Here is a 13,439-nt window from a genome sequence, read left to right as displayed (position 1 = left end):
GCAGAGTGAAACGCGGAGGGGCGCGGAGACTTGTAAATGCTATGTTTTATCTTTTTCTCTGAGCGCGATGTTGTTGTCTAGATTGTAATTGTCTGTTCTTTAAGTCTTTGATTTCGCTATGGGATTGAGGGCGAGAATTGTTTTGTTGTGTAACTGTATTCTTTTTGTGGATATTATTATTTAAATGTTGACTTAGGCTGTGTACCGTCGGGTAATTAAACATATCAATTATTGATAGCTCTAAGCCAAATTCTTCCTGTAATTGCTGGTTAATTTTTACCAGTAGTAACGAATGACCTCCTAGCTCGAAGAAATTATTATAAATGCCCACCTTTTCTACTCCTAATACTTGCTGCCAAATCCCCGCAATAATCCTTTCTAGTTCTGTATTTGGTGTGACATAATCTGATAGTTCTTGATGTAAATTTGGGTCAGGCAAAGCACGGCGGTCTACTTTACCATTAGGTGTTAAAGGCAAGGATGGCAAGATGACAAAAGTAGCCGGAACCATATATCCAGGCAGTTTATCAGCAAGGAACTGACGCATTTCTCCTGTTGTGAGTGTCACGTCTTTTTGCGGCACTACATAAGCGACTAAAGTCTTATTCCCTGGAGTTTCTTCACGAGCGATGACACAACATATCTGCACATCATCATGTTGGCTCAAAACGGTTTCGATTTCTCCTAATTCAATGCGGAAGCCCCGAACTTTGACTTGATGGTCAATACGTCCTAAGTATTCAATGTTACCGTTTGGTAAATAACGCGCCAAATCCCCAGTTTTATATAATTTTGACTTTTCAAAAGGATGAGGAATAAACTTTTCCTGGGTAAGTTCGGGACGGTTGAGATAGCCTCTGGCTAGTCCCACACCACCGATGTGTAACTCTCCTGGTACACCTACAGGCACTGGTTGTAAATTTTCATCCAATATGTAAACCTGTGTATTAGCGATCGCACGACCAATAGATATTTTCTCGTTATTATGGCATTGTGTGATCGTTGCACAAACGGTAGCTTCCGTTGGCCCGTAGGCGTTGAAGAAGTTTCTGCCAACTGACCATTGTCTAATTAATTCAGCAGCACAAGCCTCTCCAGCGACGATGATTGTTTGCAGTTCTGGCAGTTCCGATACAGGCATAACTGCTAAAGCCGATGGTGGTAGGGTGATGTGGGTAATAGAATAATCACGCAATCGCTCAATTAAGGGTTTCCCTGGTAATAGAGCGTCTTTTGTTGCCAGATACAACCTCCCACCTGACATTAAAGCCATGACAATTTCCCAAATAGCAGCATCAAAACTGAAGGAAGCAAACTGGAGGACGCGACTATCTGGAGTCAAGCCAAAAGTTTGTATCTGAGCTTGAGCTAAGTTGCACAGTCCTTTATGCTCAACCATGACACCCTTCGGTCTACCTGTGGAACCAGAGGTGTATATCAAATTCGCTAAATGACAGGCTTTGACTTCACTAGTTGGGTTATCTTGACTGTTTTGGGCGATTTGTTCCCAGGCTTCATCTAAACAAACAAGTTTTGCTTGATATTGAGGCAACCTCTCGATTAAATGTTGTTGAGTCACCAACACAGAAACCTGAGCATCTTCTAGCATCAAGCTCAAGCGTTCAGGGGGATACCCTGGGTCAAGTGGCGAATATGCCCCACCCGCTTTCAGAATCCCCAACAGTCCAACCACCATCTCTAAAGAACGTTCTACACAAATACCCACCAGTACATCTGGTTTTACACCCAATGAGCGCAGGTAATGAGCCAACTGGTTAGCACGACAATTTAATTGATGGTAAGTCAGTTGTTGATTGCCAAAAACTACAGCAACAGCATCAGGGGTACGCTCTACCTGCTCCTCAAACAACTGATGGATACATTTATCAGCAGGATAATCTGTTTGAGTATTGTTCCATTCCACAAGTAACTGCTGCTGTTCAACAGTTGTTAGGATTGGCAATTGTGAAATCGGCTGTTGGGGGTTAGCAATTACACCTTCCAGCAATGTGACAAAATGACCAGTCATGCGCTCAATGGTACTAGCATCAAACAAATCAGTGTTATATTCCCAGACTCCCACTAGCCCAGAGGCAGTATTCTGCATGATTAAAGTTAAATCAAATTTGGTGGTAGTACTTTTTACCTTGATGGGATTTGCTGTGATTCCAGTTAACTCCAGTTGAGAAGCAGGCGCATTTTGGAGGACAAACATCACCTGAAACAGTGGTGTATGGCTAAGATTTCGTTCTGGCTGTAATGCTTCCACCAGCATTTCAAAAGGTATATGCTGATGAGCATAAGCTCCTAACGCCACTTCTCGGACACGAGTCAGCAATTCACTAAAACTGGGATTGCCTGCCAAATTAGCGCGTAAAACTAAGGTATTGACAAAAAAGCCAATTAGCCCTTCTATCTCAGAGCGATCGCGGTTAGCAATTGGTGTCCCTACCAAAATATCTGATTGTCCCGTGTAGCGATAAAGCAAGGTATCATAAGCTGCCAACAGCGTCATAAACAGAGTACAACCTTGCTCTTGGCTCAGTTTGACCAATCTATCAGTTAACTCCCCGGAGAGTGCAAACTCTTGATATGCCCCAGCGAAAGTCTGTACAGCAGGTCTGGGTCTGTCTGTAGGCAGAGACAACAAACTTGGTGCATTTGCCAGTTGTTGTTGCCAGTAACTCAGTTGCTTTTGTAATACATCACCTTGCAACCAGCCTCTCTGCCAAATTGCAAAATCTGGGTATTGAATCGGCAGTGGTGCTAAAGGTGACGGCTGAAATTGAGAATAAATATCATACAGCGCTGCTAGTTCTTGAAAAAACACACCTATAGACCAGCCATCAAAAACAATGTGATGTATACAAACTAATAAAGCGTGTTCCGTCTCAGACAGTAAAACTAATGCAGCTCTGACCAATAATTGTTTTGCCAGGTCAAAAGGTTGTTGTGCTTGTTGTTGCGCCAAAACCTTTAAAGCATTTTCTTGTTCAGTTGTAGATAAATCCTGCAAATCCACCACTGATACTATTCCCAATCCCCAGTCCCTAGTCCCCAATTCCCAATCCCCAGTCCCCAATTCCCTAATCACTTGAATTGGTTGTCCGTCAACGGTCAGGAAATTGGTACGCAAGGCTTCGTGACGACCAATAATTTCTTGTAAGCTTTGTTCTAAAGCAGTTCGATTCAAGGTTCCAGCCAGACGCAAAGCTATGGGTATGTTGTAGAAAGAGCTATTGGGGTTTAACTTGTCTAAAAACCATAGCCTTGTTTGGGCATAAGACAGGGGTAACTTTGTATTCCTTGTTCTTGGTAAGATGGCTGATGCTGTTGGCTCTAAGTCTTGTTGTTGCAACTGTTGAATATTTGCCGACAACTCCGCAACTGTTGGTGCAGCAAATAAACTCCGCAATGGTAGTTCTATGTTCCAGGTAGTACGTATGCGGGAAATCAGTTGGGTTGCCAGTAAGGAATGTCCCCCAAGTTCAAAAAAGTTATCATGTATTCCCACTTGCTCTAATTTCAGCACTTGCGCCCAAATCCCTGCGAGAATTTCTTCTGTTGGGTTCCGTGGAGCAACATATTTGTCTGATAATTGGCTGTGTAAATCAGGTGCGGGTAAAGCACGGCGGTCTAGTTTACCGTTGGGGGAAAGGGGTAGAGCATCCAAGATAACTATGGCACTTGGCAGCATATACTCCGGTAATTTTTCCTTGAGGAAGTCCCGTACTTCCCTCACCGAGAGTATCTGCTGTTTTTCTGGGACAACGTAAGCGACTAGGCGTTTATTGCCAGGTGTATCTTCACGGACAACTACACAAGATGCCTGCACATCCCCATATTGGCTCAGTACTGCTTCCACCTCACCCAACTCAATGCGGAAACCGCGAATTTTCACTTGATTATCAATGCGTCCTAAAGATTCAATGTTACCGTCAGGTAAATAACGCGCTAAATCTCCGGTTTTATATAATTTTTTCCCTTCTACTGTCTCAAAAGGATGAGGAATAAATTTTTCCTGGGTTAACTCATGACGGTTAAAGTAGCCTTGGGCTAAAAGCACACCAGCAATATACACTTCTCCTGGCACACCAACGGGTACAGGTTGTAAGAACTTGTCCAGAATATAAATTTGTGCGTTGGCAATAGGGCGACCAATGGGAGGAAGCACAGGCCAAGTCTCTACTGCATCACTCAAAGTAAAACTGGTGGCTAAATGGCTTTCTGATGGCCCGTATTGATTGTGCAATGTACAATTAGTTAGTTTATGGAACCACTGAGAAATGGCAGGGGTAATCTGCAACTGTTCCCCAGCCGTAATGATTTCCCGCAAATGAGTATTAACACATCCATTACTAACGGCAACTTCCGCTAGTTGCTGTAAGCCCACAAAGGGGAGGAAAATTCTTTCTATGGCTTTTTCTTGGAGAAAGTCTAACAAAGCTGATGTATCTCTGCGTAGTTCCTCCGTAATTAAGAACAATGTGCCGCCAGAACACCAAGTAGTGAATATTTCTTGGAAGGAGACATCAAAGCTAATGGAAGCAAATTGTAGGGTTTTAGCTCCACGGGCAATTTTCAAATTATCTTGATGCCACAAGATATGATTGCAAAGGGCAAGCTGATTCATCGCTATACCCTTGGGTTGACCTGTAGAACCAGAAGTATAAATTAAATAAGCTAAGTTATTCGTTTTTACACTACAGATGAGATTTTCCTGACTGTTGTGAGTAATCAGTCGAGCATCAGTATCCAGACAAATCAGCTTGGCTTGATGCTGGGGTAATCTGTCAACAAGTGACTGCTGTGTTAACAACACTGAAACTTGAGCATCTTCTAAAATAAAGCTCAAACGCTCAGGGGGATACTCTGGGTCAAGGGGTACATAAGCAGCACCAGCTTTAAGAATCCCCAATAGTCCAATGACCATCTCCAAAGAACGCTCTACACAAAGTCCCACCAGCACATCTGCTTTCACACCCAAAGATTGCAAGTAATGGGCTAATTGGTTAGCACGACCATTCAATTGCTGATAGGTTAGTTGTTGATTTCCCCACTCCACAGCCACAGCATTAGGTGTACGCTCTACCTGTTCCTCAAATAATTGATAGATGCACTTATCTAGTGGATAATCCACTTGAGTATCGTTCCACTCCACCAGTAACTTTTGTTTTTCTGGCGGTGTTAGCAGTGGTAATTGTGCGATTGGCTGTTCTGGGTTAGCAACAATACCTGCCAGCAAAGTCACAAAATGACCAGTCATTCGCTCAATGGTACTGGCATCAAACAAATCAGTGTTGTATTCCCACACCCCCACCAATCCAGAAGCTGTGTTCTGCATGATTAAGGTTAAATCAAACCTAGCGTTTGCTCCTTTCATCGGGAATGGACTGACAGTTAGCCCAGTTAATTCTACTTGTGATGTAGGGGCATTCTGCAAGACAAACATCACTTGAAACAGTGGTGTATGACTCAGGTCGCGTTCTGGCTGTAATGCTTCTACCAACATTTCAAAAGGTAAATGTTGATGAGAGTATGCTTCCATTGCCATTTCCCGGACACGAGTCAGCAACTCACAAAAACTGGGATTCCCTGCCAAATTAGCACGCATGACTAAGGTATTGACAAAAAAGCCAATTAACCCTTCTATCTCAGAGCGATCGCGGTTAGCAATTGGCGAACCCACCAAAATATCTTCTTGTCCTGTGTAGCGATAAAGCAGAGTATCAAAAGCTGCCAACAGCGTCATAAACAAAGTACAACCTTGCTCTTGACTGAGTTTTACCAATCTATCGGTTAACTCTGCTGACAGTGCAAACTCTTGATATGCGCCGTTGTCGGTCTGCACAGCAGGTCTTGGTCGGTCAGTTGGTAACGACAACAAAGCTGGTGCGTCTTTTAGTTGTTGTTCCCAGTAACTCAGTTGCCTTTGTAATACATCTCCTTGCAACCATTGTCTTTGCCAAATGGCAAAATCTGCATACTGGACAGGTAGCGGTGCTAAAGGTGTTCGCGTAGCGTCTCGCAGAGAAGTTTGACCATGAGAATAAGCATTATATAGTGCGGCTAATTCTTGGATAAACACACCTATCGACCAACCGTCAGAAACAATATGGTGCATACACAGCAATAAAACCTGTTCTGTCTCGGACAAGACAACTAATGTCACCCTGACTAATGCTTGTGTTGCCAAGTCAAAGGGTTGAATAGCTTGTTGTTTGGCTAATTGCTGTGTGGCAATTTCCTTTTCAGTTGTGGATAAGTGCTGCAAATCCACAACTGATACTATCCCCAATCCCCAATCCCCAGCCCCCAATCCCCTAATAACCTGCGTTGGTTGTCCATCAACTGCGATGAAATTGCTGCGTAAGGCTTCGTGACGATGAATAATTTCTTGTAAGCTTTGTTTCAAGGCAGATATATTTAGTGTTCCAACTAGACGCAAAGCTGTAGGAATATTGTAGAAAGCACTATTGGGGTTGAACTGGTCTAAAAACCACAAACGCTGTTGAGCAAAGGACAGTGGTAATTCTGCATTGTTTACCCTGGGGACAATGGGTGCTGTAGAAAGTTCTAAGTCTTGTTGCTGTAATTGCCCAATTGATGGCGCTAATTCGGCAACTGTGGCATTTGCAAACAACTCACGCAATGGTAGTTCCACCTTGAAAACATTACGGATGCGTGAAACTAGTTGCGTTGCCAGTAGGGAGTGTCCCCCCAGTTCAAAGAAGTTATCATGTATGCCTACTTGCTCAACTTTCAGGACTTGCGCCCAGATTTGTACCAGCATCTCCTCGATGGGAGTGCGTGGAGCAACGTATTTTTCTAGTTGTGTGCTGTCTAAGTCTGGTTTCGGTAAAGCGCGACGGTCTAATTTACCGTTGGGAGTCAGAGGTAAAGACTCCAGCAACACAAAAGCACTGGGAACCATGTACTCTGGTAGCGTTGCCTTGATAAATTGGCGTAGTTCACTGATTGTGGGTGTACAGTCTGGATGTGCTACTACGTAGGCGACTAAGCGTTTATCACCGGGATGATCTTCGCGGACGATGACACAAGCTGCTTGCACATCACCATGTTGGTTCAGTATTGCTTCAATTTCGCCTAACTCAATGCGGAAACCACGTATTTTTACTTGGCTATCAATACGTCCTAAGTATTCAATATTGCCATCAGGTAGATATCGAGCTAAGTCTCCTGTTTTGTAAAGGCGAGAATTGGGGTCAAAGCTAAAAGGGTTAGAAATGAATTTCTCTTGTGTCAATTGTGGGCGGTTAAGGTAGCCTTGTGCTAGCCCCAAACCACCAATATGCAGTTCTCCAGCTACACCTATAGGAACTGGTTGTAAGTACGAGTCTAAAATGTAGATTTGTGTGTTTGCTATGGGTTGCCCAATAGGCACTGTTCTCAAATGAGTATCTGGTTGACATTGCCAGTAAGTAACATCAATTGCCGCTTCTGTAGGCCCGTAGAGATTATGCAGTTCGCAGTCTAGGCGAGCAAAAAAGCGTTCTTGGAGTTCTAAAGACAAAGCTTCGCCACTACAGATAACTCGTTGCAAACTACTGCAACTTTCTAAATTTTGTTCTTCTAAGAAAACCTGGAGCATAGAAGGAACAAAATGCAGTGTAGTAACCTGCTCCTCTGAAATCAAGTTGACCAAGTAAGCACTATCTTTATGTCCACCGGGTTTAGCCACAACTAAACACGCTCCAATCATTAACGGCCAGAAGAACTCCCAAACTGAAACATCAAAACTAAAAGGGGTTTTCTGTAAAATACAGTCGGCTGATGTTAATTGATAAGCTTGCTGCATCCACAATAGGCGATTACAAATCCCCAAGTGGGTGTTCATGGCTCCTTTGGGCTTGCCGGTAGAACCAGAAGTATAAATCACATAAGCCAAGTTACTGTACTGCACACCAGCAATGGGATTTTCTTGGCTCGACAGAGCAATAGATTGCCACTCAGTATCTAAACAGACAACTTGCCCTGGATGTTCAGGCAACTTTTTGAGGAGTTGTTGTTGTGTTAGCAGTACTGGAGCTTGAGCATCTTCCAGCATGAAAGCCAAGCGGTCTTGAGGATAATCTGGGTCGAGTGGTAAATATGCCCCACCCGCTTTGAGAATCCCCAATAGTCCAACCACCATCTCTAAAGAACGTTCTACACAAATACCCACCAACACATCTGGTTTTACACCCAATGAGCGCAAGTGATGAGCCAACTGATTAGCACGATTGTTCAACTGCTGATAAGTCAGTTTTTGCCCTTTAAAAACAACTGCCACTGCATCGGGGGTACGTTCAACTTGCTCCTCAAACAACTGATGGATCAATTTATCACAGGGATAATCTACTTGAGTGTTGTTCCATTCCACCAACAGTTGATGATGTTCTGCTGGACTCAACAGGGGTAATTCTGCAATTGGCGCTTTGGGATTGGCAACAATTGCTTGTAATAAAGTTTGAAAATGTTGGGCTATGCGAGCAATTGTCGCTGCATCAAATAAATCAGTACTGTAAGACCATACACCCTCTAAACCTCCTGAAACTTCCCAGTAGTTAACTTCCAGGTCAAATTTTACTGTTTCATCTATTGGTAAGGAGATGTTCTCAATAGTTAAACCAGGTAAATCCCAAGTTTCTTGTGAGGCATTCTGGAGAGAAAACATCACCTGTACCAGGGGATTACGGCTTAAATCTCGCCCTGGCTGGAGCTTTTCCACCAACATATCAAAGGGTAAATCCTGGTGGGTGTATGCTGACAATGTTGTTTGTCGCACTTGTGCCAAGAAGTCGGCAAAGCTGGGATTCCCAGAGAGATCACCCCTTAACGCTAAGGTGTTAGCAAAAAACCCCATTAACTGCTTGACTTGGGGATTGTTGCGATTGGCAATGGGAGAGCCAACAACAATATCTGATTGACCAGTATAACGATGAAGTAATACTAAAAAAGCAGCCAGTAGAGTCATAAACAGCGTTGCGTCTGACTCTTGGCTCAACTGCTTGAGGCTTTGTGTGACGTTGCTATCTAGTGAAAAACGCTCAACTGCACCCCGGAAGGTCTGAACTGGAGGTCTTGGTTTATCAGTAGGCAGTTCTAGTACCCCAGGAACACCTGTTAATTGTTTCTGCCAGTAAGTCAGTTGCTTATCCAAAACTTCGCCTGTCAACCATTGGCGTTGCCAAAAGGCAAAGTCAGCATATTGGATAGGTAATTCTGGTAGTGGGTTGGGCAATCCTTGAGTGAAAGCTGTATATAGCTGAGATAACTCACCAAAGAAGATGTTTAAAGACCAGCCATCATAGATGATGTGGTGCATCTTCAACAGCAGTATATACTTCTGGTTACTTAGTTGCAGTAAAGTGATTTGTACTAATGGCCCCACAACTAAATCGAAGGGCTGGGATGCTTGATAATTGGCTATTTGCCGAATTCGGTCAGTTTGTTCCTCAGCTGACAACCCCTGCAAATCATGCACTGGCAAAGCTAAGGCAGTCGAGACAGCAATTACCTGGACGGGTTTGCCATCTACTGCGGGAAAAGTTGTTCTTAATATTTCGTGGCGGCGAACAATTTCCCTCAGGCTTTGTTCCAGCGCTACTATATTCACCGACCCATTTAGTCGCTGAATTAGGAGCATATTATAAGAACGACTGTCGGGGGAGAGCTGGTGCAGAAACCAGAGGCGCTGCTGTGCAGAAGATAGGGGCAGATCACCATCCCGTGACACTGGTTGAATCGACGACTGATGAGCCGCTTTCACCTGCTTTGCTTGCTGTAAAAATAGAATAATTTCTGTTTTACGAGCAGCTATTTCCTGACGTAGGGTTGGAGTTAATACCCCTTCAGGTGCATGACAACGCAAGCGAATCTCTGCCGGAGGCGCTCCGCTAACGCCATCAATTTCTATTTCAATCTTCAAGCTTGTCAGGTGACGAACGAATTCAACAGTGCTGTTAGTCATTCTTAAAACTCCACTACCTCGCTACTGACTTCTTTATTTGATAAATTTTGTGTGACTAAATTCACTACTTCTATATAGGCTGCTATCCCAGCTACGGTGGGAGACTCAAACATGATCTGGATAGATAAATCCAATCCAAAGGTTGAGTTGATCTGTGACAGGACTTGGGTAGCTAGTAGGGAATGACCCCCAAGCTCAAAGAAGTTGTCTTTAACGCCAATGGTTTCCACGCCTAAGACTTCACTCCAGATTTGTGCCAGTTGAGCTTCAATGGGAGTCCGGGGTAAAACAGTGCCAGTTGAGAGATTTCTAGTGGCTATATCAGGTTGTGGTAGGGCGCGACGGTCTACCTTGCCATTGGGTGTCAAGGGTAAGGCATGGAGGAGAACAAAAGCTTGTGGCACCATGTAATTCGGTAGCTTTTGTTGGATATATTCGCGTACTTGCGGCACTAGCTTCTGGTTGTCATGAGTGTAGTCATTAACAGCTGGAACCAAATAAGCTACTAGACGTTTGTCTCCAGGGGAGTCCTCTCTTACTACCACAACACTTTCTTTTAATAAGGGGTGTTGACTCAAAACGGTTTCGATTTCTCCCAATTCGATACGAAAGCCGCGAATCTTCACCTGATGATCTATCCGACCAAGAAATTCAATATTGCCATCACTCAGGTAACGCGCTTTATCTCCCGTTTTGTAGAGACATGAATGGGAATCAGAACTAAAGGCGTTAGGAATAAATTTCTGTTGTGTTAACTCTGGTCGGTTGAGATATTCTCTGGCTAAACCATCACCCCCAATGTAAATTTCTCCTGGTACACCAACGCCCACTGGTTGCAGTTGGGAATCTAGCAAGTAAATTTGTGTGTTAGCAATTGGTCGCCCGATGGGAATGGTTGTAGCGTCTTCGGGAACATCCTGTACTAAGTACCAGGAAGTAAATGTGGTATTCTCTGTTGGCCCATAAACGTGGAGTAGTTGCTGGGGCGCACCATTGTTTAGTACTTCTCTGACCCATTTAACATCAACAGCCTCACCGCCGAATAAAAGATACCGCAGTGAATTGAAAGCAGAGGGGACTGCTTGAGCGATTTGATTGAACAAGGCAGTTGTTAAGAATAATACGCTGATATCTTGCGATCGCATAAAAGTTGCAAACTGTTTGGGGGAAAGTGCCAAATCTTTTCTCACTCCTAACAACCGCGCTCCGTTAAGCAAGGCTCCCCAAATTTCAAAGGTTGCAGCGTCAAAGGTGCAATTTGCAGCTTGAGCAATGACATCTGTGGGTTTGATGTTGATATAGTTTGTGTTGATCACCAAGCGGTTCACTGCTTTGTGGTCAACAACAACTCCTTTGGGTGTCCCTGTTGAGCCTGAAGTATAGATGACATAAGCAAGATGATCGGCTGTGACTTCTACCGTGGGGTTTTGCTGACTCTCTAGAGCGATCGCTTCTATATCAGTATCAAAGCAGACAACACGCCCTTGATCTTGGGGCAGAGTTTCAGCTATTTTCTGTGTTGTCAATAGCACCGATAGCTGTGTGTCTTCGATGATGAAAGCCAAACGCTCTTGAGGATATTCTGTATCCAAAGGCACATAAGCCCCGCCTGCCTTGAGAATTGCCAACAACCCAACAATCATAGAGACAGAACGTTCAACGCAAATACCCACCAACACACCTGGTTTCACACCTAGTTTTTGCAAATAATGTGCTAATTGATTTGCTTGTGTATTTAACTGGTGATATGTGAGTTGTTGTTCTCCATATACTACAGCGATCGCATCAGGAGTTTTTTGGACTTGGGCAGCAAATAAATGATGGATACATTGATTACGGGGATAATCAGTATCAGTGTTGTTCCACTCTATTAATAATTGCTGTTTTTCTGGTGCTGTGAGTAGGGGTAATTGGTTGACTGATTGTTGTGGGTTAGTGACAATATTTGCCAACAAATTCTGGAAATGTTTCATCATGCGGGCGATCGTTGCCCCATCAAATAAATCGCTGCTGTAATAACAAATCCCCTCAAGACCTTGGGGAACTTCCCAGAAATGAACTTCTAAGTCAAACCGCACTGCATCAAGCTCCCAAGGCATTTCCTCGACCTTCAAATTAGGTAGATCCCAAGAATTTTTCGGAGCGTTCTGAAGCGCAAACATCACTTGCACCAGTGGGCTACGATCTAGGCTTCGCTCAAGGTGTAACTCTTCGATTAACATCTCGAAGGGCAAATCCTGATTCTCATAAGCGTCTTGAGTAACCTGTTTTACCTGCTCTAGTAAGGTATTAAAGGTCTGTTCTGGGGACAGATCAAATCTCAATGCCAAAGTATTGACAAAAAGTCCAATTAACCCTTCAATTTCTTGACGGTTGCGATTGGCAATTGGAGAACCAACAACCAGATCCCTTTGCCCACTGTAGCGAGACATTAACACAACAAAACCCGCCAGCAGCGTCATAAACAACGTGCTTCCTGAACCTTGGCTGAGTTTCTGGAGTTGTTGCGTCAGCTTACCATCTATTTGAAATCGTTCTATACCCCCTCGAAAAGTCTGTATAACCGGGCGGGGATGATCTGTAGGTAGTTCTAATACAGGTGACGCTCCTGCTAACTGCTGTTTCCAGTAGCTTAATTGATGCTCTAGTGTCTGATTTGTCAGGTGGTGGCGTTGCCATAAGCTATAGTCTGCATACTGCACAGGTAACTCTGGCAATACCACAGAATCCCCCTTGGCAATAGCTCGATAATAAGCAGAAAGTTCGTTTATGAAAACACCTTTTGACCAACCATCAGCAGCAATATGGTGAATAGCAAACAATAGTGCATAATCATTTTGAGAAACTGTCCAGAGCATCACCCGCAACACAGAATCATTCGCTAAATCAAATGCTTTGCAGGCTTCTTTTATTGCCAGTTCCTCGACTTGTTGCCAGGGATCTACCACATTTTTCAGATCCACTACTGGCAATGCTAAGGTTATTTTGGGGTCTATTACTTGTACTGGCTTATTATTTTTGATTTCAAAGCGAGTACGCAAAACCTCATGACGCTGCACTATCTCCCCGATAGCTTGTTCCAAAGCTTTGATATTGAGATTTCCCTCTAGGCGCACAGCAAAAGCTATTGTATAAGCACCACTTCCACTTTCCAACTGATGTAAAAACCACATCCTTTCTTGACTAAAAGATAAAGGTAAATGGTGATTGCGCTCAGTAGGTAAAATAGGTTCAAAAGCTAGTTTTTTTGTATTTATTGATTGTTGAAGACAGTTCAAAATTTCGTTCTTTTGCTCCATCAAATCCTGCTTGATGTTTGGAGTCATTACTCCCTTGGGTGCGCGATAACGTAGTTGCTTGTCTTCAATCCAAACTTTTATACCTAACCTATTTAACGAAGATAAAAATGCAAATACTGTCATTTTATTCATAATTTTTTCAATATTAATAATAGAAATTACAGTTA

General features: G+C 43.5%; 2 protein-coding genes. Both read right to left on the bottom strand.

The window, feature by feature from the left end:
* Positions 1–46 precede the first annotated feature (46 nt).
* The gene (locus tag GSQ19_RS13345) at positions 47–9,973 is read right to left on the bottom strand and encodes a non-ribosomal peptide synthetase (protein WP_011318424.1); all 9,927 of its coding nucleotides are present in this window, start codon (positions 9,971–9,973) and stop codon (positions 47–49) included.
* Positions 9,974–9,975: 2 nt separating this feature from the next.
* On the bottom strand, positions 9,976–13,404 hold the full coding sequence (locus GSQ19_RS13340) for a non-ribosomal peptide synthetase (protein WP_011318423.1): 3,429 nt from the start codon (positions 13,402–13,404) through the stop codon (positions 9,976–9,978).
* Positions 13,405–13,439: the final 35 nt, after the last annotated feature.

The sequence above is a fragment of the Trichormus variabilis 0441 genome (genome assembly GCF_009856605.1).
GTDB classification, from domain to species: Bacteria; Cyanobacteriota; Cyanobacteriia; order Cyanobacteriales; family Nostocaceae; genus Trichormus; species Trichormus variabilis.
Note: the sequence above shows the minus strand (reverse complement) of the source record. Positions and strands in the feature narration are given on the sequence as shown.